At 57.7% G+C, this 24573-nt stretch carries 21 protein-coding genes, 1 tRNA gene and 3 pseudogenes; 19 read left to right on the plus strand and 6 right to left on the minus strand.

What is annotated here, in order from left to right; translation table 11 throughout:
• Positions 1-55: 55 nt before the first annotated feature.
• From CAI21_RS05130 to CAI21_RS05140, 3 genes and pseudogenes are all read right to left on the minus strand, one after another.
• On the minus strand, positions 56-481 hold the full coding sequence (locus CAI21_RS05130) for a hypothetical protein (RefSeq protein WP_116301313.1): 426 nt from the start codon (positions 479-481) through the stop codon (positions 56-58).
• Positions 478-848 (minus strand): annotated as a pseudogene (locus CAI21_RS05135) (DNA polymerase III subunit chi). Before CAI21_RS05135 ends, CAI21_RS05130 begins: the two are co-directional and overlap by 4 nt.
• 80 nt (positions 849-928) lie before the next feature.
• Positions 929-2428: a leucyl aminopeptidase gene (locus CAI21_RS05140; RefSeq protein ID WP_116301315.1), complete on the minus strand. Its 1500-nt coding sequence runs from the start codon at positions 2426-2428 to the stop codon at positions 929-931.
• Between the two features lie 349 nt (positions 2429-2777).
• Between CAI21_RS05140 and lptF the strand changes: the two are divergent.
• Positions 2778-3838 (plus strand): annotated as a pseudogene (gene lptF / locus CAI21_RS05150) (LPS export ABC transporter permease LptF).
• Positions 3835-4899: an LPS export ABC transporter permease LptG gene (gene lptG / locus CAI21_RS05155; RefSeq protein ID WP_116301318.1), complete on the plus strand. Its 1065-nt coding sequence runs from the start codon at positions 3835-3837 to the stop codon at positions 4897-4899. Before lptF ends, lptG begins: the two are co-directional and overlap by 4 nt.
• Here the strand turns inward: lptG and CAI21_RS05160 are convergent.
• Positions 4812-5354: an RDD family protein gene (locus tag CAI21_RS05160; RefSeq protein ID WP_309544939.1), complete on the minus strand. Its 543-nt coding sequence runs from the start codon at positions 5352-5354 to the stop codon at positions 4812-4814. The genes lptG and CAI21_RS05160 overlap by 88 nt on opposite strands.
• Positions 5355-5452: 98 nt before the next feature.
• Positions 5453-5527: transfer RNA gene (locus tag CAI21_RS05165), tRNA-Glu, on the minus strand.
• A gap of 148 nt (positions 5528-5675) precedes the next feature.
• Between CAI21_RS05165 and pcnB the strand changes: the two genes are divergently transcribed.
• The 7 genes from pcnB (at position 5676) to pgi (ending at position 12420) form a co-directional block, all read left to right on the plus strand.
• Positions 5676-6932 carry a polynucleotide adenylyltransferase PcnB gene (pcnB, locus tag CAI21_RS05170; protein ID WP_309544654.1) on the plus strand — a complete coding sequence of 419 codons (1257 nt, stop codon included), beginning with the start codon at positions 5676-5678 and terminating at the stop codon, positions 6930-6932.
• Between the two features lie 7 nt (positions 6933-6939).
• Complete coding sequence (folK, locus tag CAI21_RS05175; RefSeq protein WP_116301469.1) at positions 6940-7467, plus strand: 2-amino-4-hydroxy-6-hydroxymethyldihydropteridine diphosphokinase; 528 nt, start codon at positions 6940-6942, stop codon at positions 7465-7467.
• Positions 7460-8110, plus strand: coding sequence for a deoxynucleoside kinase (locus CAI21_RS05180; protein ID WP_116301320.1), 651 nt, complete (start codon positions 7460-7462; stop codon positions 8108-8110). The genes folK and CAI21_RS05180 overlap by 8 nt, the downstream gene beginning before the upstream one ends.
• Positions 8111-8145: 35 nt before the next feature.
• Positions 8146-8970 carry a 3-methyl-2-oxobutanoate hydroxymethyltransferase gene (gene panB / locus CAI21_RS05185; RefSeq protein WP_116301321.1) on the plus strand — a complete coding sequence of 275 codons (825 nt, stop codon included), beginning with the start codon at positions 8146-8148 and terminating at the stop codon, positions 8968-8970.
• 11 nt (positions 8971-8981) lie between these two features.
• Positions 8982-9842, plus strand: a complete 861-nt coding sequence (panC, locus tag CAI21_RS05190; RefSeq protein WP_116301322.1) for a pantoate--beta-alanine ligase — start codon at positions 8982-8984, stop codon at positions 9840-9842.
• Between the two features lie 99 nt (positions 9843-9941).
• A complete protein-coding gene (gene panD, locus CAI21_RS05195) occupies positions 9942-10322 on the plus strand; it encodes an aspartate 1-decarboxylase (RefSeq protein ID WP_116301323.1) in 381 nt (126 codons plus the stop codon).
• A 430-nt stretch (positions 10323-10752) separates the two neighbouring features.
• On the plus strand, positions 10753-12420 hold the full coding sequence (pgi, locus tag CAI21_RS05200; protein ID WP_116301470.1) for a glucose-6-phosphate isomerase: 1668 nt from the start codon (positions 10753-10755) through the stop codon (positions 12418-12420).
• 6 nt (positions 12421-12426) lie between these two features.
• Here pgi and queG read toward each other — a convergent pair whose 3' ends face one another.
• Positions 12427-13509, minus strand: a complete 1083-nt coding sequence (queG, locus tag CAI21_RS05205) for a tRNA epoxyqueuosine(34) reductase QueG (protein WP_116301324.1) — start codon at positions 13507-13509, stop codon at positions 12427-12429.
• A gap of 101 nt (positions 13510-13610) precedes the next feature.
• Here queG and CAI21_RS05210 point away from each other — a divergent pair, with 101 nt between their 5' ends.
• From CAI21_RS05210 to CAI21_RS05255, 10 genes and pseudogenes are all read left to right on the plus strand, one after another.
• Positions 13611-15086 carry an NAD(P)H-hydrate dehydratase gene (locus CAI21_RS05210; RefSeq protein WP_116301325.1) on the plus strand — a complete coding sequence of 492 codons (1476 nt, stop codon included), beginning with the start codon at positions 13611-13613 and terminating at the stop codon, positions 15084-15086.
• Positions 15083-15544, plus strand: coding sequence for a tRNA (adenosine(37)-N6)-threonylcarbamoyltransferase complex ATPase subunit type 1 TsaE (gene tsaE / locus CAI21_RS05215; RefSeq protein WP_116301326.1), 462 nt, complete (start codon positions 15083-15085; stop codon positions 15542-15544). Before CAI21_RS05210 ends, tsaE begins: the two co-directional genes overlap by 4 nt.
• A gap of 163 nt (positions 15545-15707) precedes the next feature.
• Positions 15708-17078 (plus strand): N-acetylmuramoyl-L-alanine amidase, encoded by a 1371-nt coding sequence (locus CAI21_RS05220; RefSeq protein ID WP_258868900.1) that lies wholly within the window; start codon positions 15708-15710, stop codon positions 17076-17078.
• A gap of 123 nt (positions 17079-17201) precedes the next feature.
• Positions 17202-19055, plus strand: coding sequence for a DNA mismatch repair endonuclease MutL (gene mutL, locus CAI21_RS05225; protein ID WP_116301327.1), 1854 nt, complete (start codon positions 17202-17204; stop codon positions 19053-19055).
• A gap of 3 nt (positions 19056-19058) precedes the next feature.
• Positions 19059-20006 carry a tRNA (adenosine(37)-N6)-dimethylallyltransferase MiaA gene (miaA, locus tag CAI21_RS05230; protein WP_116301328.1) on the plus strand — a complete coding sequence of 316 codons (948 nt, stop codon included), beginning with the start codon at positions 19059-19061 and terminating at the stop codon, positions 20004-20006.
• Positions 20007-20143: 137 nt separating this feature from the next.
• A complete protein-coding gene (hfq, locus tag CAI21_RS05235; protein WP_116301329.1) occupies positions 20144-20401 on the plus strand; it encodes an RNA chaperone Hfq in 258 nt (85 codons plus the stop codon).
• Positions 20402-20432: 31 nt separating this feature from the next.
• A pseudogene (gene hflX / locus CAI21_RS05240) lies at positions 20433-21726 on the plus strand (ribosome rescue GTPase HflX).
• 478 nt (positions 21727-22204) lie between these two features.
• On the plus strand, positions 22205-23419 hold the full coding sequence (hflK, locus tag CAI21_RS05245) for an FtsH protease activity modulator HflK (RefSeq protein ID WP_116301330.1): 1215 nt from the start codon (positions 22205-22207) through the stop codon (positions 23417-23419).
• A complete protein-coding gene (hflC, locus tag CAI21_RS05250; RefSeq protein ID WP_116301331.1) occupies positions 23419-24288 on the plus strand; it encodes a protease modulator HflC in 870 nt (289 codons plus the stop codon). The genes hflK and hflC overlap by 1 nt, the downstream gene beginning before the upstream one ends.
• Before the next feature lie 68 nt (positions 24289-24356).
• Positions 24357-24545 (plus strand): DUF2065 domain-containing protein, encoded by a 189-nt coding sequence (locus tag CAI21_RS05255; protein WP_116301332.1) that lies wholly within the window; start codon positions 24357-24359, stop codon positions 24543-24545.
• The last annotated feature ends 28 nt before the right edge of the window (positions 24546-24573 follow it).

Here is a 24573-nt window from a genome sequence, read left to right on the forward strand (position 1 = left end):
AGCAAACATAAGTTAACAGGCTGTCGGGCCGTCGAAGAAAGCGGCATCGTTCGTCCTACGAACTCGGTCGAGCATCCCGCGATGCGGCATCGCGATGGGTTGCGGTCGACGTGTCTGTAGCGGGCGCCTCCAAGCCGGGAAACAAACTCTCCCGCAGTAGCGCGGCGGCTTGCGCGGAGGCGGCGGGTAGCGCCGCGTCGATAGCGGCGTCGATGCGCGCGTTGAGATCGCTCTTGCTGGCGGGGGCGTCGGCCGTCGGTGCTTGTCCCAGTTCGCTTTTCCGCAGCAGGGCGATGCCGGCTGTTTTGCAATGTTCGCCCGGCATCACGACATCGAACAACATCGGTATGCCGCGGTCGTCGACATAGAGCGGCTCGTCGTCGTCGGCTTCGCGGGCAGGCGAGGGGCCTGCTGCGGGCGTTGCTTCGTCCTCTTGCACCACGAATAGACCCTGTAGATTGTTGTCGATGTCGTCTTTCATCGTTTGGCCTTGCCCAGCTTGTGATAATGCGGCTCGTAACCTGCCGATCGGTACTGGCGGAACCGGTCGCGAGCGGCGGGGAGTGCGCCGGTGCGCGGATCAACGACTTCCGCTAAGCGTTGATAGCCTTGCCAGCCCTCCGGGAGATCGCCCGCGAGATTAATCAACAGATCGAACGCTTGCCTCTCGCCGCTCGCGGTGCCGATGACAATCGGCTCGTTATCGGCCGCTTGAACGCCGGCGTGAGGCAAAAGCTGCCTTGGCGGTATGTCCAAAGCAGCTTGTCGACCGTGCTTGCCTGCTCCGGCGTAGCGGCTCGGATAAATATCTTATGACCTTGATCATAAGCTTTTCCGTCAGCCGGCAGGTAAACTGCTCACAGCCTTCGCCACCGTTTTCATCGAGGATGTAAAAGTCGATTCGCTCTACCAAGTCGTGCTCCGGGCCTTATTTGCCGCTACTAGCGCGATCGAGCAGAAATTGGGTCAGCAGCGGGACCGGCCGACCTGTCGCTCCTTTGTCCTTGCCGGACTTCCATGCGGTACCTGCGATGTCGAGATGAGCCCAACGCAGCTTTTGCGCGAAACGGGACAGAAAGCAAGCAGCCGTAATCGAGCCGGCGGAACGATCGCCGACATTCGCCATGTCGGCAAAATTGCTATGCAGTTGCTCCTGATATTCATCGCCCATCGGCATTTCCCAGGCGCGATCGCCGCTATTGCGACTGGCCGCCATCAGTTCGTTGACCAGGGGCGGATGATTGCCGAACAGGCCGGAAGTGTGATGCCCCAGGGCAATAACGCAGGCTCCGGTGAGGGTGGCAATGTCGATAACCTGGGCCGGTTCAAAGCGCTCGCTGTAGGTTAGGGCGTCGCAGAGAATGAGCCGGCCTTCGGCGTCGGTATTGAGAATCTCGATCGTTTGCCCGGACATGCTGGTGACGACGTCGCCCGGTTTCGTGGCCAGGCCGCCGGGCATGTTCTCCGTGGCCGGTACGATGCCAATCACGTTAATCGGCAGTTCCAGCTCGGCACAGGTTTGCAGTGTGCCGAAAACGCTGGCGGCGCCACACATGTCGTACTTCATCTCATCCATCGCCGCGGCGGGCTTGAGCGAGATTCCGCCGGTATCGAAAGTGACGCCTTTGCCGACTAATACCGTGGGCTTATCGTCTTTGGCGCCACCGCGGTATTGCATGACGATCAGCTTGGGCGCCTGTCGGCTGCCGCGGGCGACAGAGAGGAGGGCGCCCATTTGCAACTCTTCCAGCGCGCTCTGGTCCAAAACTTCGGTCGTGATGCTGGAAAAACGCTCGGCCAGCGCTTCGGCTTGTTCGCCTAAGTAGGTCGGCGTGCAGATGTTACCGGGTAAATTTCCCAGATCACGGGTATAGTTCATTCCCCGGCCAATCGCTGCTCCGATTCGGGCTGCTTCTTCGCCGGGCGTTAGCTCGCGGCGGCTTGGCACGTTAAAAATGAGTTTGCGCAGAGGGCGGCGAGGTGCGTCCTTTTTGCTTTTTAGTTGGTCGAAACGGTATTGCGTTAAATGGATGGTTTGTACCGCATCGCGGATGCGCCATGCGAGATCGCGACCCTTGACGGGCAGATCGCTAAGATAAGAGACTGCCTCGGTCGCTCCGCACTCGTCGAGCTTATTAGCCATGGTCGTTATCGCGCGGCGGAACGCGCGCTCGTTGAAGTCCCGCTCGCGACCGCAACCGATCAGCAATACGCGATCGGCCAGAACGTTGGGAACAGCGCCGAGCAACAAAGCTTGCCCTTGCTTGCCTTCCATGTCGCCCCTGCGAACAAGGCTGGAGAGGAATCCGTCGCTTACTTTATCGATTTGCGTCGCCGCCGAGGACAGGCGGCGGGACTCGAATACTCCGACGACGATGCAACCGGTGCGTTGTTTTTCCGGGTTTCCGCTCTTTACCGTAAATTCCATCTGCAACTCCGTCAGTTGGGGCGTTGTTCAGTAGGTTCTCGGCCGACGTTGGCGCTGTCCTGGGGATAGGTCGTCAGAAAACGAGCCTTATTAGTTAGGCGGCGCGGTGCGAAGGGCTATCTGCGCCTCCCGAGCAGCTTCTCGAATGTAGCAAACTTGGCTGGCCGGGACACTAGTTTAATGGAAAAATGGGGCCTTTTGGCGAATCTCGCGATAAGTGGGAATTTAAGGCAACTTGCTTACGATATCGGACTGGCGGGAGTTAGCCTGTGTCTCGGTGTTTTTGCCTGCTTCCCTTGCGGAGGGCTATGTGAAGCTTTCGGTGCTTAGCCGTTACTTAGTGAAAGAGGTGTTGCAGTCGTGGTTTGCTGTAACCCTGGTTTTGGTAGCGGTATTGATGACCAATCGGCTGGTCCGTTATCTTTCTGCCGCTGCTAGCGGCGACATTCCCGCCGATGTCATATTCCAACTGCTTGGCTTGAAATCGCTGAGTTACCTTGGCTTGGTTTTGCCCGCCGCCTTTTTTTGGGGGTCGTGCTCGCTTTCGGGCGTCTTTACCGCGATAGCGAAATGGCGGCGATGACGGCGTGCGGTGCAGGGCCGACACAGTTTTATCGTGCGTTGTACTTGTTGGCGGTTCCGCTGGCGTTGTTCGTCGGTTGGTTAGCGCTCTCGGTAGGGCCGTGGGCGGCTGCCGAGGGTGCGCGCGCCGAAGCCGAGGCCCAGCAACAGGCCGATATCGAAGCGTTGCGGCCCGGCCGTTTCCTTAGTGCGCGGGGGATGGATGGCGTTTTCTATATGGAAAGCATGAGCGACGACGGTCGCCGTATGGAGAATGTTTTTCTACAACTGGGGCGAGAGGATGGGCGTTCTATTGTGGTGTTCGCCGACCGGGGGCGGCAGGAACGCGACGCCGACGGCGATCGTTACATCATCTTAGAAGACGGGTATCGCTATGAAGGCGTGCCGGGACAGCTCGGCGAGTGGCGCTTATTAGGGTTTGAGGAGCACGGTGTGCTTATCGCGCAACAAGAAGGGCGAGGGCCGCGTATGCGAATGGATGCGCAGCCTACTGCCGAGCTGATGGCGCGCGGCGAGCCGGAAGATTGGGCCGAGCTGCAATGGCGCTTTTCGATGCCGCTGATGGCGTTGCTGTTGGCTTTTGTCGCTGTTCCCCTTTGCAAAGCTGAGCCGCGGGAAGGTCGTTACGGCAAGCTGATCGCGGCCGTGTTGGTTTATGTTGTGTACTCCAACGGTTTGGCGGTGGCGCAGGAGTGGATGCGCGACGGTACGATCCCGGTCGGGTTGGGGCTGTGGTGGGTTCACGGTTTATTTGCGCTGGCAGCATTAATTTGGTTGTTCCACCGGTTTGGGTTGCAGCAGCCGTGGCGGCCGAGAGGTAAGGCATGAGTTTATTATCGCGTTACCTAACGGTTACGGTGGTGGTCGGTAGCCTAATCACCTTATTAATCCTTTTATCGTTGGAAGTCGTTTTTTCGTTTGTCGACGAGGCTGGCGATATTGGGCGTGGCGAATATACCGCCGGGTCGGCGCTTATGTATGTATTGTTGCGCGCCCCCTATCGAGCATACGAAGCCTTTCCGATGGCGACCTTGATCGGCAGCTTGTTAGGCTTAGGCGGTTTGGCCGCCCGTAACGAGCTGACGGTGATGCGAGCGGTCGGTATCTCGATTCTCGGCGTTGCACGTTCTGTCGTCATGGCCGGGTTTGTGCTTGCTTTGATTGCGTTCGCTCTAGGCGAGTGGGTGGTGCCGACCACGGAGCGCTGGGCGCAAGACTTACGGAGCGGTGCTATTAGCCAACGGGTTGCCTCCGATCGCCTCGCTGGGTTCTGGGCCCGCGATGGGGCGAATTTTGTCAAGGTTGAGCGGGCGCTCGGTAATCGGCATCTGGTTGGGATGCGTATCTTCGAGTTCGACGAAGAACGTCGGTTAACCGGGATCCTGGAGGCTGAGCGAGCCCTTTATGCAGGCGGTGGCTGGGTTCTAGAGGAAATTACGAAAAGTCGTTTCTCGGCGGTTGGCGTCGCCGTCGATACGGTCGATCGTCTAGCCTGGGATTCCGATTTGGCGCCTGCGGTGCTCGATGTGGTCGTGGTCGATCCGGAAATGATGTCGGCGCGAGAGCTGCGCACCTATATCACTTATCTGGAGCGAAACGATCTCGACAGCGAGCAGTACCGGTTGGCGTTCTGGATTAAAGTGGCTACGCCTTTGGCGACGGTCGCGATGCTTTTGCTTACCGTCCCTATGGTGTTCGGTTCGGCGCGAAGCGCCAATGCGGGGCAACGCCTTTTTGTCGGGGTTTTGATTGGTATCGTGTTTTTCTTGTCGAACCGCCTGCTTAACCAGATGGGGTTGGTCTACGGATTGCCGCCGGCGTTTAGCGCCCTGTTGCCGACGTTGGTTTTTCTTGCCATCGGGCTGTGGGGCATAATGCGGGTTCGCTGACGAAGCAGAAGCTGGTTGATTACTGGTACGAGCGCGAGAATACGACGACCGTGCCGGAGGCAAGGTCGTGCCAACTGCGGCCTTGTTTGTCGATCAGTATCCAGATAAAGCCTAAGCCGCCTGCCCCCAGGAGAGGATCGCGACCAAAAACGGATCAGGCCTTGCTGTAGCGTGATGCGGCTGCCATCGGGTTGTTGTACTCTCAGGTGCCAGGCCCGCATCCCGAGTGTTTGTCCGGCGTGCCGCCAGAAACCAATAAAGAATGCCGCCGTCAATACGACGAGATAGGCCTGAAAAAGAGGCTGGAACTGGTCGGGAATCGCTTCGCCGCCGGTGAAGGGCAATACGATCACGGTGCCTACCATCCAGAGGGCGAGAACGAGAAGCCCATCATAGAGGCAGGCGCCCATGCGGCGTAGAAAACTTGCAGTCGGAGCGCTCGAGACGGTATTCATAGGCGTGACACAACAAAACGGCCGCAGTAAGAATATGCGGAAGATCGTTGGAAAATATCCGCGTCTATTTACTCAAAAAGGCCGTTTACTTGTTAGTATGGCGCTCCCACGGGGATTCGAACCCCGGTTACCGCCGTGAGAGGGCGGCGTCCTAACCGCTAGACGATGGGAGCGGAAAATCATGCAAAAATCCAGGCGTTTTGGGCAAAACCACTACACACGCCTGCAAGCGGTGGTATTATACGCCCTCTTTTCATTCGCTCAAGTGCTCGTTTCAAGCTAGTGACGGATCAGCAAGCAAATTCTCAGTACCCTATAATCGTGCCCCGTTCGGAGCATCGAATCTCGCGGGCAGATATCAGCGATAATGCACTTAAGGTGTTGTATCGGCTGAAAAATGCTGGGTATCAGGCCTACCTGGTAGGTGGTGGTGTGCGCGATTTGTCGCTAGGGCGCGAGCCGAAAGATTTCGACGTCGCCACGGACGCCCATCCGGAGGAAGTGCGAGCGCTGTTTCGTAACTGTCGCTTGATCGGGCGACGGTTTCGTTTGGCGCATGTGCATTTCGGTCCGGAGATTATCGAAGTGGCAACATTCCGTGCGTTGCACGACGGCAGTGCCGACAACGGCGACGTGCAGCTTGAGAATGGCCGCATTATTCGCGATAACGCCTACGGCACGTTGGCCGAAGATGCCATGCGGCGGGATTTTACGATTAACGCCCTCTACTACAATATTGCCGATTTTTCGGTGGTCGATCATGCTGGCGGCATGCAGGACTTGGAGCATGGCGTCGTGCGGCTTATTGGCGATCCGCAAGTGCGGTTTCGCGAAGATCCCGTACGCATGCTGCGGGCTGTGCGGTTTGCGGTAAAGCTCGGCTTTCGTATCGAGAGCGAAACGGCGGGCGTTATTCCGCGCATGGCGGACTTGCTGGAGGATGTCCCTGCCGCCCGGTTGTTCGACGAAATTCTTAAGTTATTGATGAGCGGCGTTGGTGTGGCGACGTTGGAAGCCTTGCGGCAGTACGACGTTTTCTCGCGCATGTTCCCGTTGACCGAGGCGAGTTTGGCGCGCGACAGTCACGGTACCCGCTCGCTTTTCATCGCGAGAGCCTTGGCGAATACCGATCAGCGAATTGCGGACGGTAAGCCGGTAACGCCTGCGTTTTTATTTGCGGCGTTGTTATGGCCGGCGGTGCAAGAGGCGTTCGGGAAGCGGTTGGAAGAGGACGATTTGCCGCAAATGGCGGCTTTGCAAGCGGCTGCGGACGACGTGGTCGTCGATCAGCTGCAGTCGGTGGCGATTCCCAAGCGATTTAGTGTGCCGATGCGCGAAGTGTGGCTGATGCAGCCTCGTTTCGAGCGCCGGAATAATCGACGAGCGGCACGCATGATAACGCATCCGCGGTTTCGCGCGGCTTACGATTTCCTCTTGTTGCGGGGCGAAGCGGGCGAGGCCGATCCCGAGCTTGTGAGCTGGTGGCGGGAGTATGTCGAACGCGAAGGCGGTGCCCCGCCGCCGGATGTGGATAGTGCGCCGCGGCGACGGCGGCGACGGCGGCGCAAACCTGCCTGAGGCGTCTATGGCTAATGGATCTGTGACCGTTGCGGTGGGTTTGGGAAGTAATCTCGCCGAGCCGAGGAAGCAGGTGTTGCAGGCGGTGGCTGCGTTGCACGAAATAGCCGCTACTGAGCTGGATGCGGTTTCCAGCCTTTACCGTACCCGCCCGATGGGTCCGCAGGATCAGCCCGATTTTGTCAATGCTGCGGCGATTATGCGTACGCGTCTACAGCCGCTTGAGTTCTTGGATGCCTTGCAGGCTATCGAGCGCCGGCAGGGGCGGGTGCGCGGTGATTTGCGCTGGGGCGCGCGAACCCTGGACTTGGATTTGTTGCTCTGGGGGGAGGAGGAGATTTCCTGCTCGCGCCTGCAGGTGCCGCACCCCGGACTCCACGAGCGCGCTTTCGTGCTGTATCCTCTCGCTGAAATCGGTGCCGGCCTGATGGTTCCTGGGAGAGGGACCGTACTGTCGCTGAAGTCGGCTTGTCCTGCTGACGGTCTGGTCGGAATGGATCCTACCCCTGAGGTTTCGGCGCGAACCTATGAGTGAACAAGAACTGAGGCATATTGTTGTAGAAGGCCCTATCGGGGTCGGCAAGACAACCTTGGCTAAACGGCTTGCCGCCAGTTTTGGCTATGACTTGCTGTTAGAGCAAGCAGACGATAACCCTTTTCTTGAGCGGTTTTACGAGAATCCGCGCATGGCGGCATTCCCTACCCAGCTGTATTTCTTGATGCAGCGGGCCGAGCAGTTGCGCGAATTACGCCAAGGCGACATGTTTCAGTCGCATCGTGTCGCCGATTTTTTATTCGATAAGGATCGCTTGTTTGCCGAGCTGACCTTGGATGAGCACGAGTACGCGCTATACGCCAAGGTCTATAACGAGTTGGCTGTGGAGGTTCCTCGGCCGGACTTGGTGATCTACCTGCAAGCGCCGCTCGATGTGCTCATGCAGCGTATCGCGGTCCGTGGTATCGCCTACGAGCAAATTATCTCGAATGCGTACCTCGAGCGTTTGTGCCGGGCCTATATCGAGTTTTTCTATCATTACGAGCAGTCCCCTTTGCTGATCGTAAATACCAGCGATATCAATATCGTCGACAGCGAAAGAGACTATGCCATGCTGCTAGAGCGAATTCGCGGTATAAATAGTGGTCGACACTACTTTAATCCTGCCCCCCTGGGCCTGTAAGCTTAGCTGTCTCCAATTTGTGACAGGGATTTCGTATGTACGGTGGTAAGTCCCAAGCTCAGGCGCAGAAACCGGTAACGGTCTCCCGCCTTCAGCAAATGAAACAAAACGGCGAGCGTATCGTATGTCTTACGGCCTATGACTATGCTTTTGGCGCTCTGGTCGATGCCGCTGGGGTCGATGTCGTATTGGTCGGCGACTCGCTGGGTATGGTCATGCAAGGGCGCGAGACGACGCTGGGCGTAACGGTGGACGACATCGTCTACCATAGCCGTTGCGTTGCCGTGGCACGCAAGCGAGCCTTGATCATGGCCGATATGCCGTTTATGAGCTACGCCAGCACCGGCGATGCATTGCGTAATGCCGGCCGTTTAATGAAAGAGGGCGGCGCGCATATGGTGAAGCTCGAAGGTAATGGCGATCAGGCGGAATTAGTCACGCGTATGAGCCGAGCTGGGATTCCTGTCTGCGCTCACTTGGGCTTGCAGCCCCAGTTCGTGCATAAGATCGGCGGCTATCGCGTCCAGGGTAAGGACGAAAGCGCGGCAGAGAACATGCTTCGCGATGCTAAGCTGCTTGAGGCGGCAGGGGCCGATGCGCTGTTGCTGGAGTGTGTGCCGGCGGCAGTCGGTGCGCGGGTTGCGCAAGAATTGCATATTCCGGTTATCGGCATCGGCGCCGGCCCTGAGTGCGACGGGCAAATCCTTGTGTTGCACGATATGATCGGGCTGACGCCGGGGCGTGTGCCGAAGTTTTCGCACAATTTCATGGACGGCCAGTCAAGCTTGGCGGATGCCGTCGAGGCGTATGTGCAAGCGGTAAGAGCCGGTCGCTTTCCTGGCGCCGAGCATTCCTTTTAGCGAGAGTCATCATGCGTATCGTGCATACAGTCCGCGAGCTGCGAGAGCAGGTCGCCGCTTGGCGTTCTGCCGGCGAACGGGTGGGTTTAGTACCTACTATGGGAAATCTGCACCGCGGACATTTGGATCTCGCCGAGCGAATGAGGGCGGCGGCGGATCGGGTTGTCGTAAGCATTTTCGTCAACCCGTTGCAATTTGGGGAAGGTGAAGATTTCGAGCATTATCCCCGCACTTTAGCGGCCGATTCCGCTCTGCTAGAACCCATAGGGGTCGACATTGTTTTTGCGCCCAATGTCTCAGAAGTGTATCCCGATGGATTAAATGTGCAAACAAGGGTTGATGTGCCGGCATTAGGTGGAATACTCTGCGGGGCTTCCCGTCCCGGTCACTTTGCCGGGGTGGCGACGGTTGTAACGAAGTTGTTCAATATGGTGCAGCCGGATCTTGCTATATTCGGCAAGAAGGACTACCAGCAGTTGCAGGTGATTAAGCGCATGGTGCGCGATCTTAACCTGCCGGTCGAAATCATGGCGGCGGAAACCGTTCGTGAGGCAGACGGGTTGGCAATGAGCTCCCGCAACGGGTATCTTTCTCCGGTTGAGCGCCAAAAGGCAGCGTTGTTGGCAAAGGCCCTGAACGAGGCCGCGACTCGTCTGGAAGCGGGTGAGCACGATTTTCGTGCTATCGAAGCCTGGGTGAGTCAATGCTTGGATCAGGGAGGATTCAAGACGGACTATGTTAGCCTGCGCCGACAGGGAGACCTGGCTGAACCTCAACCAGGCGATAAGGAGCTAATATTATTGGCTGCCGCTCGGTTGGGCCCAGCAAGGTTGATCGATAATAAGGAAGTGCGATTGATCAGCCAAAGCTAAAACAGGATAATATGCTGCTTTGCATGAAAAGTAGAGTAGCCGGTGCTGGAAGCGCAAGCTGACTCGAATCGCTCAGAGACGACAGGACGGTGATTGGTTATGCATCTGAATATGCTGAAATGCAAGCTGCACCAGGCTTGTGTGACTCACACCGAGCTGGACTACGAGGGTTCGTGCGCGATTGACGCAGATTTGCTGGATGCTTCCGGTATCCGCGAGTACGAACAAGTCCACATTTACAACATCACCAACGGGGAGCGTTTTACGACGTACGCGATCCGCGGTGAGTCCGGCACGGGTATGATTTCGATGAACGGGGCCGCTGCTCACAAAGTGGAGGTCGGCGATCGTATCATCATTTGCGCCTATGGCCTCGTCAATGAAGAGGATATGGCTAACTATCAGCCGACGCTTGTGTATTGCGATGAGAATAACCGCATTACGCATCGTCGTAGTGCCATTCCTTTGCAAGTAGCCTGAACGGTCGCGTCGTACTCGACGTCAGAATTCTAACGCTGCCGGCATCGGGTCTAGCTACTAAGCTACGTTCTCGGGCCGGCAGCGTTGTTATGTCGTGTCGAGAAAGAGGGCATTGACGATAGGGGGCACGTATAATAAATCTTGATATCCGTGCCGGCCGTTGTGGCTACCGTTATGAGTCCCTCATTTAGGGGCATTAAGTCTTTCCGACAGCTTGTTGTCGAGCCAAGCGTAAGTTCAAGGCGGTTGGTGGCGATGCGGGCATTGGATGACGGTCCGGACCCTGGGCGGGCAGCGTTTCTTGACGTTGACGGTTGCCGTTATCAGTGGGTTTTCTGGCGGCTTGCTCTAAGGAGCGTACATAAGCTGCGAGCAGGTATAAGCTATACCGCGCTTTCCTAAAATGGATTTGGGTAATCAGGGGCTGTACATGAAGGACATGACACAAAGCGTTATCTGGCGGGAATTGGAAGCCCACGAGCGCAACTTAGCGGATGTTTCCCTTCGTCAGCTGTTCGAGCAAGACGCGCGCCGTTTCGAGCGTTTGTCTGTGCAAAGCGACGGTATCCTATTCGATTTTTCCAAGCAGCGGCTTACCGAAGAAGTCCTGGGCAAGCTGCTTGCTCTTGCCGGCGAAGCGGAGCTGGAGAGTTGGCGCGAACGCTTGTTTAACGGCGAAGCGGTTAATCACACAGAGCGGCGCCCTGCCTTGCATATGGCATTGCGCGGCGGCTGCGCCGATTTATCGAATACTGTAATTCCGGATCAGGTGCAGGCGACGCTACGCCGCTTGGAGCGGTTTGTGGCCGATGTGCGGGGCGGGCGCTTGTTAGGTTTTACCGGGCAGACGATTACGGATGTGGTTCACATCGGAATCGGCGGCTCGGACTTGGGGCCTCGATTGGCGCTGCAGGCGTTGGCTCCGTACGCCGATGGGCCGCAAATCCATTTTGTTAGCAATATCGACGGCGTTGAGCTAAGCGAGTGTATTCGCCGCCTCGACCCTGCGCGCACGCTGGTTAGTATCGCGTCGAAAAGCTTCGGAACGCGGGAGACCTTATTGAATGGCGAAGCTGCCAAACAATGGTTGATGGATGCCGCCGGGTCGAAAGAGGCGCTTAACAACCAAGTGGTTGCTTTGACCGGCGCTGAACAAAAGGCAGTGGAGTTCGGTGTGGCGCCGCAACGGGTGTTTCCCGTTTGGTCCTGGGTCGGCGGGCGTTACTCGTTATGGTCGTCGGTGGGATTGCCGGTTGCCTTGGCTTGCGGGATGTCGCGTTTCCAAGAGCTGCTGAAGGGGGCGGCGGCGATGGATAAGCATTTCCGAGAGGCGCCGCTGCGGGAGAATATTCCGGTTCTGATGGCGCTGATCGGTGTCTGGTGTCGTAATTTCCTCGGTTTGTCCAGTTGGGCGGTTATTCCCTATAGCGAGCGGTTGGGGCATTTGCCCGCTTATTTGCAGCAGTTAGAGATGGAGAGTAACGGCAAGTCCGTTACGCGCGACGGTTTGGCCGTGAGCTACGACACGGTCCCGGTGCTTTGGGGGCAGACGGGGACGGTGGGGCAGCATGCTTTTTTCCAGGCCCTGCACCAGGGGACGACACCGGTACCGGCGGACTTCATCGGCGTGGCTCGTAGCGATAACGCATTCGAAGAGCATCATGAGCAGCTTATCGCTAACTTGTTTGCCCAGACCGAAGCATTGATGAATGGGCAGACCGCTGCCGAGGCAAAGGCGCAAATGGCGGCGGAGGGGCTTTCCGCCGAGCAGATAGCGTTCTTACTGCCTTATCGGGTGTTTCCCGGCAATCGGCCGACCAGTACCTTGTTGTTGGAGTGCCTGTCGCCGCACTTGCTCGGGCAGGTGATCGCGCTATACGAGCATAAAGTCTTCTGTCAGTCCGTTATCTGGAACCTGAATGCGTTCGATCAGTGGGGCGTGGAGCTTGGCAAGCGGCTGGCCGACAATTTGCTGCCGGTTCTTCACGACGGCGAAGGCGTGGCGGCTCACGACGGATCGACCCAAGGCTTGGTAAGCCAATATCGGCGTTGGTCGGGAAAAGAGGCGCCGAAGGTAGTTCGTAGCATAGGACGCTAGGCAAATCTAAGTCCGAAGGCGTGCTAACGCCCACTCGACATGCTCGCGGACCAGCGCGGATGGATGGTTCCGGCGTTGTTCGAGAGCCGCTTCAATAGTGGGTTCGGGCGCTTGGTTGCCGAGTGCAACCGCAATATTGCGCAGCCAGCGCTCATGACCAAGCCGGCGAATAGCCGAACCGGCCGTACGTTCGAGGAAGGTTTCTTCCGACCAAAGAAATAGTTCGATCAGATCGGCGCTATCGAAGCCGTGGCGCGGTTTGAAGTCGGCTTCGTCCGTGGCTTGGGCGAATTTATTCCAAGGACAAACTTGCTGGCAGTCGTCGCAGCCGAAGATGCGGTTCCCGATATGAGGCCGTAGATCTTCGGGGATGGCCTGGTGCGATTCGATGGTCAGGTAGGAAATACAGAGCCGGGCATCGAGTTGATAAGGTGCGACGATGGCCTTGGTTGGGCAGATGTCGAGGCAGGCCCGGCAACTTCCGCAATGCTCGCTTGCCGGTTCGTCAACCGGAAGCGGCAAATCGGTGTAAATTTCGCCTAAGAAAAAGTAAGAGCCGGCGCGACTGTTGATAAGTAGCGTGTTCTTGCCGATCCACCCTAAGCCTGCGTTGCGAGCGAGCGCTTTCTCCAACACCGGCGCGCTGTCCACAAAAACACGGTAGCCGAACATGCCGACTTCTTGTTCGAGGCGCGTTGCTAAATGCTGTAAGCGCTTACGGATGAGTTTGTGATAATCCCTGCCGCGGGCGTAACGGGCAATGAACGCCTGCGTGTTGTCGCCGTGCTCGGGTTCTTCTTCGGGGGCGTAGTCCATCCTGACCGAAATCACGCGAATCGTCCCGGGCAACAGCTGCTCGGGACGGCTGCGCTTAACGCCGTGGCGTGCCATATAATCCATATCGCCGTGAAACTGGCGCTCCAACCAGCGTAATAGGTAGGCTTCGTCCTGGGCCAGGTCGGTTCCGGTGATGCCGACTTCTGCAAAGCCTGCTTCTCGGCCCCACTGTTTGATGCTAGCGGCCAGCTCCGCTAAGGTCCGGGGGTCGCGAAGCGCGTCCTGATTTTTGGCGCTAACGGGTGAACTCATGGTGCTATTGTAACCGTTTGTTTGGCGTCTCTTAAGGTGTGCTAGTGTCCGATCGCTAATAGCTTTTGTGCTAGGCAAGGGCTGCTGATGAAGGGATTACGATGAGACTCGAACATATCCTGTATTCTCGCGAACAATTACGTCGCCTCGATCGGTTGGCGGCGACAACGACGGAAGTCGGTAGCAGCTTAGCCTTAATGGAGCGTGCGGGGGCGGCCGCATACCGTTGTTTGCGCCTACGCTGGCCGGCAGCGCGTCGGCTCTGTGTTGTCGCCGGTATCGGTAATAATGCCGGCGACGGTTATGTCGTGGCACGTTTAGCGCAGGCCGACGGTATAGACGTTACGGTATTGCAGTTGGGCGATGCCACAAGGTTTCAAGGCGATGCCTTGACCGTCTTCGAGCGCTATCGGGCGAATGGCGGTCTAGTCGTCGAGTTCGATCCAGAGCGCCTGACGTCTTCCGAGTTGATAGTCGATGCGCTATTCGGGATTGGTTTGGATCGCCCGGTGACAGGAGCGTGGCTGCAAGCGGTGCGTGCGGTCAATGCTGCCAAGGCTCCCGTGCTGGCGTTGGATATACCCTCCGGTGTGCAAGCCGATACGGGAGCGGTGCTCGGTGGGGTTGTCAAGGCGACAGCGACGGTTACCTTCATCGGTTTGAAGAAAGGTTTGTACACCGGTGCCGGGTCGGCTTGCGCCGGCGATATCGTCTTCGCCAGTCTCGGTGTGCCGGAGTCTGTCTACTCGCAGGTGCCGATAGCTGGCAGGCTTCTTGACGCTGCCGAGTGCCGTGCGCGTCTGGCGCCGCGACCTCGGGACGCTCATAAAGGATTGTTCGGTCATGTGTTGGTTGTCGGCGGCGAGCTCGGTATGGGCGGTGCCGTACGTATGGCGAGCGAAGCGGCCCTGCGCATCGGCGCCGGGCTCGTCACGGTGGCGACGCGCGGTGCACATGTGACTGCGGTTCTGGCGGCCCGGCCCGAGGCGATGTGTTTCGCTATCGAGGACGCCGAACAACTCGCTCCGCTGTTGGAACGAGCGAGCGTGGTTGTGGTTGGCCCAGGCCTCGGCCAGACGGCTTGGAGTAAAGCCGTCTGGCAGAAAGCGTTAACCTTTTCGGGACCTATGCTGGTGGATGCGGATGGTTTGAATCTGTTGGCGCGGCAGCCGATCATGCGTGACAATTGGGTTTTGACCCCGCATCCGGGAGAAGCTAAACGCCTTCTTGGCGGCGAGGACGTACAGGCCGATCGTTACGCGGCTGCTGCGCACATTAGCCGGCGTTATGGCGGTGTCTGCGTGCTAAAGGGCGCCGGCACGGTTGTGCAGGGGCCGACGGGTGATGCCGCTGTGTGTTATGCCGGTAATCCCGGTATGGCGTCGGCGGGAATGGGCGACGTCTTGAGCGGCGTCATTGGCGGCCTGTTGGCGCAAGGGTTAGCGCCTGAGGATGCAGCGGAGGTTGGCGTTCAGCTGCACGCGGAGGCGGCCGACCGTGCGGCCGTGCGGGGCGAGCGGGGATTGTTAGCAACCGATTTGTTTCCCTATTTTTGTGCAAGCGAGTGCCCGCTATGAACGATATTAGGATTGAGTTGGCCGATGCCGAGGCGACGGAAAAGCTGGGGGCGCGCTTGGCGCAGCAGTTGCCAAGGCCGAGCTTGGTCTTTCTGCACGGCGACCTGGGGGCGGGTAAGACGACGCTGGTGCGCGGGCTGTTGCGTGGCTTAGGGCATAAAGGTGCGGTGCGGAGTCCGACCTATACGTTGATCGAACCGTACGAACTATCCGGCCGCCGTATTTATCACCTGGATTTGTATCGTCTCGGCGATCCCGAAGAGCTGGAGTATATCGGTATTCGCGACTTGCTCGCGGGCGATTATCTGTGCTTGGTCGAGTGGCCGCAGCGTGGCGAGGGATGCTTGCCGACGCCGGATCTCGATCTGTGTCTGGAGTATGTCGGAGAAGCGCGCAGAGCCGTGCTAAAGCCCCGTTCCGCGGCGGCAAAAACCAGCTTGTTCAACGTTGTTCCATAGTTTAACCCGTTTGCTAAGTCTATTCTCTATCTAGCTAACAAATATCGTTTTTCTTGATTTATTTCTCGCCTTGTGTCTAACTGTTCGCATCTTCTGCTAAGGAAGCGCTGATCCGCTTGGCCGGGCTTCACCCGGTTCGCTTCAGGAATATGGAGTGTTCACCTTGAAGGTTCTACACGATGTTGTAGCGACGCCGAGTCGTTGTTGCCTACGGAAGAAGAACAAGTTCGATCCGGACACATTCATGGCCCGAATACTCGCTTTGCTAAGTTTGCTTCTATTGTCGCCGAGCGCGTTAGCGCAGGTGTCGGTCGATGGGGTTCGTACGTCCAGTACCGATAACGGTACTCGTGTTGTTTTCGACCTCAGTGGGCCGGTCGAACACCGCGTTTTCTCATTGCCGGATCCGCACCGGGTTGTCGTTGATTTTGAGAATACGACGGTTGATGCTGCTGTGTTAGAAGCAGCTGAAGGGCAGGGCGTGGTCCGCAACCTCCGAGGGGCGCGACGAGACCGGCGCGACTATCGTGTTGTGCTTGATTTGCAGAGTCAGGCGGATGTTAAGAGCTTTCTGGTAAAGCCTAATGACTCCTATGGGCATCGCTTGGTTGTCGATTTGGGCGGTAATAGCCGAGGAGAGAGCCCGGCGGAACCTGTGCGCACGGCTTCCGAGCGCAATCGGCGAGAGTTGGTGATTGCGATCGATGCCGGCCACGGCGGTCGTGACCCTGGCGCCATCGGGCCGGGCGGGACATTTGAGAAAGACGTTGTACTAGAGGTGGCCCGTCGTCTTGCCGACCTAGTCGACCGGGAGCCGGGTATGCGGCCTGTGTTAATTCGCGACGGCGACTATTTTCTTGAGCTGCGCGAGCGGACCCGCCGGGCACGGGAGCAGCAGGCCGATATGTTCATCTCATTGCATGCCGATGCTAATCCCCGGCGGAATGTGCAGGGGGCTTCGGTTTATACCTTGTCTAACCAAGGTGCAACCAGTGAAGCGGCGCGCGTGTTGGCGGCGCGGGAGAACTCGGCCGACCTGATTGGCGGTGTGTCGCTCGACGATAAAGACGATCTGGTCGCGACCGTGTTGTTGGACTTATCGCGGGCGGCGACGGTGGAGTCGAGCGTTGAGCTGGCGCAATTTATGCTCGGCAGGTTGGGAGCGGTCGGGAGGGTTCACCGCAATAGCGTCGAGAAGGCGGGGTTCGTGGTTTTGAAATCGCTCGATATGCCTTCGGTATTGGTGGAGCTTGCCTTTATTTCCAACCCGGATGAAGAGCGCCGGTTGCGAGACGCGAACCATCAAGCTCGGCTTGCCCAGGCAATTATGGGAGGAGTGAGAGATTATGCCGAGCACGCTCTGCTGCCCGAGTTGCGGATGGCGGCTGGCGAGCAGCGGGAGCATGTTGTCCAGCGAGGCGATACGCTGAGCGGAATCGCCAGGCGTTATCAGGTTAATCTGAGCAGTTTACGTTCCGCTAACAATTTGCAAGGCGATCGCATTATGGTGGGGAGTACGCTGGTTATTCCGTAGTGCGGGGCCTGCTGGCGATAGCTGGCCGTCGTTGTTGCGCGGCTCCCGCGCGCAAGCCCCTTTGCGGCAACTTGTCGGATGCCTCATAATGGCCGTTTTTCGGTTGGGCCACCGCGTTCTAGAATGTCAGCACGCCGCATTCAACAACTACCGCCGCAGCTGGTTAACCAGATCGCTGCCGGCGAGATCGTCGAGCGTCCGGCCTCGGTCGCTAAAGAACTTATTGAAAATAGCCTGGATGCCAATGCTCGGCGCATCGATATTGAGGTCGAGCTGGGGGGTAAGCGCCTTCTTCGTATCCGCGACGACGGCGATGGGATTCCTTACGATCAATTGCCTTTGGCCGTATCGCGGCACGCCACAAGTAAAATCCGCGATTTGGCGGACCTTGAGAAAGTGCGCAGCTTAGGGTTTCGTGGCGAGGCGTTACCTAGTATCGGCTCTGTCTCGCGGATGTTGATTACCAGTCGAGCTCGCGACGCCGAGCACGCGTGGGCTTTGCGCTTGGAAGGACGCTCGCCCGATGCGGACCCTGAGCCCGCTGCTCATCCCGTCGGTACGACGATCGAAGTACGCGATTTATTCTTTAATACGCCTGCACGGCGTAAGTTTCTCCGTACCGACGGGACGATATGTCGATATATACAAGAGCTTGTAAAGCGGATGGCGCTCAGCCGTTTCGATGTCGGCTTCAGCTTGCGCCACAACGGCAAACCGGTTGTGCAAGCGCCGGCCGCCGAATCCGATCCGGCCCGCGATAAACGTCTTTCAAGCCTGCTCGGTAGTGCTTTTGTGGAGCAGGCGTTACGCGTCGATGCGGAGGCAACCGGTTTGCGTTTGAGTGGTTGGATGGCCTTGCCTACCTACTCTCGTAGCCAAGCGGATTTGCAGTATCTCTATATTAATGGCCGGATGGTTAAAGATCGCGTGGCAACGCATGCGATTCGGCGTGCCTACCACGACGTGTTGTTTAAGGATAGGCACCCGGCTTATGTGCTGTATCTGGATATCGAGCCGGAGCAAGTCGATGTCAACGTGCACCCGACCAAACACGAGGTTCGTTTTCGCGAAGGGCGCCTAGTCTACGATTTTCTCTTCCGGACGCTAAAACGCGCTTTAGAGCAAACGCGGCCGGAAGCACCGGCAATTGCCAGCGTCGCTCCGCCGGCGCCGCGCCCGGAGGGCGTTTTAAGCCATTCGGCCGGTTCGTCGTCGGCATTGCCGCAAAGGCCAAGCCCGACAACGCCGATGAGTTTGCCGCTCCAGGAAGCGCGGATGCTCTACGGGGAGAGTGCCGGCGAGCGAGCTCAGCAATCAGGGCCGGCGGGAAGTCCCGCTACGGCTACCGATTGGTCGCACCGGCCGGCAGCGGAGGCCCCGCCGGCTGGCGCGGCGCCTCCGTTGGGGTACGCGCTCGCGCAGCTGCACGGCATTTATATTTTGGCGCAAAATGCCGAGGGTCTGGTGCTGGTGGATATGCATGCCGCGCATGAGCGAATCGTCTACGAGCGCATGAAAAAACAATTGCAGACAGACGGTGTTGCCTCTCAGCCGCTATTGGTTCCGGTCCGGGTCGAGGTCAGCTTACAGGAGGCGGGGGCCGCCGAAGAGCATGCGGAGGCGTTCTCGACGCTCGGTTTCGAATTAGACCGTGTCGGACCGAATGTACTATTGGTACGGCGCGTGCCGGTCCTGCTGAAGGACGCCGATGCCGAACAATTAGTGCGCGATATGCTGAGCGACTTCCTCGCCAACGGTTCCAGCGGTCGATTGCAGGAAGCCATCAACCATGTGTTGGGCGATATGGGTTGCCGTAGCTCGGTTCGCGCTAATCGTCGCTTAACGGTGCCGGAGATGAATGCCTTGCTACGGGAAATGGAGCAGACGCCCAACAGCGGACAATGTAACCACGGGCGTCCGACGTGGACGGCGCTCAGTATTCCCGAGTTAGACCGGTTGTTCCTGAGAGGCCGTTGACGCATGGCGCGAGGTTCTGAGAGTAAGGCGCCGGTTATTATGCTGATGGGGCCGACGGCGTCGGGCAAAACCGGTATTGCCGTCGAGCTTGCGCAACGCTTGCCAGTCGATATTATTAGCGTAGATTCGGCATTGGTTTACCGAGGAATGGACATTGGAACAGCCAAACCAAGTCCCCATGTCCTTGCTCAAGCGCCCCATCGACTGGTCGATATACTAGACCCGGAGGAGGCGTACTCAGCGGCGCAATTTCGTAGCGATGCGTTGCGGGAGATTGCAGCGAGTCACGCGAAAGGGCGTTTGCCACTCCTTGTGGGGGGCACCATGTTATATTTCCGGGCGCTGGAGCAAGGCCTGGCCGATCTGCCGGAAGCGGATTCTTCGGTACGGGCACGATTAGCCGAAGAGGCGGCAAAGCAGGGTTGGGCTAAGCTGCACGAGCGGCTGGGCGCGATCGATCCGGTTGCTGCAGCGCGTATTCATTGCAATGATCCGCAACGAATCCAGCGTGCGCTGGAAGTGTATGAATTAACAGGGCAGCCGCTTACCCGACTTTTAGACCGAGCTAATAGGGAACCTTTTCCGTTTCCCGTGGCCAAATGGGTCGTAGCTCCGAGGGATCGGCGTTGGCTGCACGAACGCATTGCGGAGCGTTTCACGCAAATGCTGGGGGACGGTTTCGTCGACGAAGTGGCGGGCCTGCGCAAGCGCCCCGATTTGAATCGCGAATGTTCTTCAATGCGTGCCGTCGGTTATCGACAGGTCTGGGATTATCTCGAGGGCGAGTACGACTATGAAACAATGACAAGTAAGGGCATTATTGCAACCCGTCAGTTTGCCAAACGACAACTGACTTGGTTGCGTTCGGAGCAAGGTTGCGAGTGGTATTCGGGGGAAGACGGGAATCTCTCCGAAACGCTTTATCAGCGCGCAGCCTCTCTGTTTAGCTAAGCGTATACAGGATGGCGTATGCTAAACTTTTACCTTCTTGTCAGTAGGTAGGTCGACCGCTGGGTAGCATCGTTGGGGTGGGACCGCGGGGAGCCCTCGAATAACAAAAATCAACCAGTATTTAAGGAGTCATTATAATGGCCAAAGGGCAGTCGCTTCAGGAACCGTTTTTGAACGTGCTCCGGAAGGAAAGGGTTCCCGTGTCAATCTACCTGGTTAACGGGATCAAACTCCAAGGCCAGATTGAGTCGTTCGACCAGTTTGTGATTCTGCTGAAAAACAGCGTGAGTCAAATGGTCTACAAACACGCCATTTCTACTATCGTGCCGGCGCGTAATGTACGGCCCGCTGCGACCGCTGGCGAAGAGCGCGGTCAGGAGTACGGCAATTTCTGACGTTTTTGAGACATCGGCCTCGGCGGCGCAATTGTTTGCCCGTCCGGGCGGCGGCGAACGAGCCATCGTTGTGCACTTGGATCTGGGTGAGGGCGATGCGACGGAAACTGTTGCCGAATTTACGGCACTAGCGGAGTCGGCCGGGGCCAAGGTCGTTGAAACCAGTATCAGCCGGCGCAAAGCGCCGGATGCCCGGTTTTTATCGGTAAAGGCAAAGTTGCCGAATTGGCGGAATTGATCGCCGCCGGCGAACTCGATCTTGTCTTACTGAATCATGACGTTTCTCCGGCTCAGGAGCGTAACCTCGAACGAGCGTTGCAGTGTCGAGTGCTTGATCGGACTGGATTGATTCTCGATATTTTGCGCAACGCGCGCGCTCATTCGAAGGTAAGCTTCAGGTCGAGTTAGCGCAACTTAATCATATCGCTAGCCGATTGGTACGGGGCTGGTCGCATCTTGAGCGGCAAAAAGGCGGTATAGGCCTGCGCGGGCCGGGGGAAACGCAGTTAGAGCTTGACCGCCGCATGCTTGGCTTGCGGATTAAACAGCTGCAACGGAAGCTGCAAAAAGTCCGTAAACAACGCGATCAGGGGCGGCAAGCGCGCCGCAAGCGCGAGCTGCCGGCGATTTCTCTCGTCGGTTATACCAATGCCGGCAAATCCACCTTGTTTAATCGGGTAACGGAAGCTTCGGTTTATGCGGCCGACCAGTTGTTCGCGACCCTCGATACGACGTTGCGTCGCCTGGAGCTGGACAATGGGCAAGAACTTATACTAGCCGATACCGTCGGTTTTATTCGGGATTTGCCGCATCAATTGGTCGAGGCTTTTCGCTCTACTTTGGAAGAGGTGGCGGAAGCCGATCTCTTGTTGCACGTTATCGATGCTGCTAGCCCGACGCGGGACGAAGAGGTGCGTCAGGTTGAAGCCGTGCTGGCGGAGCTTGGTGCTGCCGATGTGCCGGTATTACGGGTTTATAACAAAGTGGACTTATTGGGGCGCGGTGCCGGCATCGTTCGCAACGGCCAAGGTGACCCTGTCGAAGTGTGGTTATCCGCCGAGGCGGGGGAAGGCGTAGACTTACTGCTTGAGGTTCTGGCCGAGCGGGTAGGGGCTGCCCGTGTGCGCGGTCTGGTGCGTTTGCCGCCGGCGGAAGGTCGATTACGCGCGCGTTTCTATGCCTTGGGCGACGTTATAGAGGAGCAAGTCGACGACCAAGGGGCGTCTTTGCTGAAAGTCGATTTGCCGCGTCGGGACTTGGACCGGCTATACCGGAAGGAGGGGCTGACAGCACCATTGGAACCGATCGAAGCGGGCGGCGTCTAACGTTCCGCGGAGGTGGCTGATAAGGAACTCGAGTCGGGTGCTTAATTTTCCCTTGCGTTGTCTATTCTGAGCCTTCGTTGCGAGCGCGGGCAAGCTGCCTTGCGTGCGAAATACGTCTGGCTCACTGAAACATGCTTGTGCGGGGGAGGAGGCAGTTCGCATTTGTCGCACTTGAACCACGAGTATCAAATCGTTTTCTGGTAGAGTGTTAAACCCGATAAACTGTTGCGGCATAGCCGTACGCATTTTCAACGTTACAACGAGCTTATTACTATAGTCCGCTACGGTAGCCGGCTAGTTTGGCTTGGATGACAGCAGACCATTAACTTTCCGCCGCTTTCGGCGGCACGCATGGCTTTTGCGAGAGATCGCGAGCTTGATCTGTTAGATTCCTTGCTGTGTGAGTAAAGCTCTCATTAAAATTTAGGCGCACAAGCGCAGACGAGATACATCATTCGATCGATGCACGGAGAATCTCATGGCTTGGAATGAGCCCGGTGGCGGCAATCGTGATCCTTGGAACGGGTCGGGCAAGGATCAAGGCCCGCCGGACCTGGATGAGGTGCTGCGGAAGCTGCAGAACCGCGTCCGGAGCCTGTTTGGCGGAAAACCCCCGCACGATGGTAATGGCAACGACGGCGGAGCCGGTGGCGGCGGTGCGGGCTTTGCCGGCATCGGTTTGTTAATCGGTATTTTGCTGGTCGTATGGTTATTGTCCGGTATTTATATCATTGACGAAGGTAAGCGCGGTGTCGTTTTACGTTTCGGCGCTTATCAGACGACTGTCGATCCCGGTCTTCACTGGCGGATTCCATATCCCATCGACGAAGTGCGGATCGTCGATATCGAAACCGTACGCAGTATCGAAATCGGCTACGAGGTCTTGCCGGGCGGTCGTACGCGGGAGCGTCTCAACGAGGCGCTGATGCTAACGTCCGACGAGAATATCGTTAACGTTCATCTGGCCGTCCACTATCAAGTCTCGGACCCGGAGCAGTATCTATTCGAATTCCGCGACCCCGACGGCACGGTGAAGGAGCTGGCCGAGAGCGCGATTCGCGAAATCGTTGGTAAGCGGCAACTGGATTATGTGCTGACGGAAGGTCGTGAAGAGGTCGCCGCTAGTGCCCATGAGCTGATTCAGGAAGTGCTCGACGAGTACAAAATCGGTTTGAACGTCAATCGCGTAGCGATCCAGGACGTTCAGCCGCCTGAGGAAGTGCAGGGCTCCTTCGCCGATGCGATTCGAGCGCGCGAGGACGAGCAACGCTTCATTAACGAAGCGCGTGCTTATCGCAACGAAGTGCTTCCGCGTGCCGATGGTGAAGCTGCAAGGCAGTTGGAAGAGGCCTTGGGTTATCGGGATCGCGTGATTGCGCGTGCCGAAGGTGAAAGCGCTCGTTTCCTCGCTTTGTTGACCGAGTACCAGCGGGCCCCGGGTGTGACTCGCGAGCGTCTCTACATCGACGCCTTGGAGCAGGTCTTGCAGCGTAGCAGTAAGATCTTTATCGATGTCGAAAACGGTCAGCCGTTGATGTATTTGCCCCTGGATAAGATGACCGGGCGCGATGGTCGCGGCGGCGATGCCGGTTCGCAAAGTCTGCTGAACCCGCCGATGCCGAGTTCGGCCACTACTGGCAGCGGCACGGGCGGCGGTAATCAGAGCAACCCGCGCGCTAGGGAGACACGCTGATGCAGCAGTTAAAGACTTTATTGGTCGCCTTGGTCGTGGTGGCCGTTGTTCTCGCCTACTTTTCGCTCTTTACGGTTGATCAAACCGAAAAGGCGCTGAAGTTTCGGCTTGGTGAGGTCGTCGAATCCGGCTTCGAACCGGGGCTACACCGTAAGATGCCGTTCGTTAACAACGTACGGAAGTTCGATGCGCGCGTACAGACCCTGGACGAGACTCCTGCGCGCTTCCTGACTCAGGAAATGAAGAACGTTATCGTCGATTCCTTCGTCAAATGGCGAATCGAAGACGAACGGCGCTTCTATACCTCGGTGCGGGGCGATGTCGATATCGCTAATCAGCGATTGGCGAATATCGTCCGCCAGGGGCTGCGGGAAGAGTTCGGTAAGCGTACGATGCAGGATGTGATCTCCGGCGAGCGCGTTGCCATCATGGAAGTGCTGACCGAACAGGCCGCGGTTGCCGCGCAGAATCTGGGTATCGAAATCGTTGACGTACGGATTCGGCGCCTTGACCTGCCGGCGGACGTCAGCGACTCGGTATTTGACCGGATGCGGGCCGAGCGTGAGCGTGTAGCGCGCGACTTCCGCGCTCGCGGTCACGAGGCGGCAGAGCGTATCCGCGCTGAAGCCGATCGCGAACGCGAGGTGATTTTGGCAAACGCTTATCGGGATGCTGAGCAAACCCGAGGCGAGGGTGACGCTAGGGCGGCTGAAATTTATGCCCAAGCCTTTACCCAGGATGAGGAGTTCTACTCCTTCTATCGCAGCCTTGGTGCCTACACGCGGGCGTTCAGCGATGAAAGCGATATCTTGTTGTTATCGCCGGATTCTCAGTTCTTCCGCTACTTCAATCGTCACATGAACGATTGAAGTAACGAGTAGAGAGAACTCGGTCCCGGGCGGTCGGTTGATCGTCCGGGCTTTTTGTGGGATAAACGATGGCTGTCGATCTCTTGACTGCGCTGGCATTATTGCTGGTTTTGGAAGGGATTTTGCCGTTTCTTAATCCGGCGGGTATGCGGCGGACACTGTTGCAAGTTGCGCAATTGAACGATCGCTCGTTACGCATCGCCGGTTTAGTCGCAATGCTGTTAGGAGCGGGGCTCCTTTATTTGCTGCGACAGTAGCGATCAGGCGTCGCTGACAGCGATCCGG

Source organism: Alkalilimnicola ehrlichii (assembly GCF_003399765.1).
Classification (GTDB): Bacteria; Pseudomonadota; Gammaproteobacteria; order Nitrococcales; family AK92; genus AK92.